This is a genomic window from Lysinibacillus sp. GbtcB16 (assembly GCF_019091145.1).
Lineage (GTDB): Bacteria > Bacillota > Bacilli > Bacillales_A > Planococcaceae > Lysinibacillus > Lysinibacillus fusiformis.
This window is the reverse complement of sequence record NZ_JAGXJV010000786.1, coordinates 1-242: the sequence shown is the minus strand read 5'-3', so window position 1 is coordinate 242 and position 242 is coordinate 1. Positions and strand designations below refer to the sequence as shown.

Below are 242 nucleotides of genomic sequence, written 5' to 3'. Positions count from 1 at the left end.
ACCATTTCGCGCAAAGATTCGGATTGGTGTAGGCATTAACGTCGATACGCCTGTCCAGTTGAAAGAATCGTACGAAAGTGCGCTTCATGCCTATCGCTATGGTTTTCTGCACAATTTAGACAGAGTCACCTTCTATGAGCGAATACCGAATGATTTGCAGGTTGAGAGGGATGGCACGCTCTATCTGGATACCTCTTATTTAATCAAATGTATGGAAGCGGAATGGGAGGCTGAGGCAGCAG

The 242-nt window shown here is 46.3% G+C and carries 1 protein-coding gene; it reads left to right on the top strand.

Going from position 1 to position 242, the window contains the following annotated elements:
- On the top strand, positions 1 to 242 hold a 242-nt coding region (locus KVT27_RS25895), incomplete at both ends, for a hypothetical protein (protein WP_217582306.1).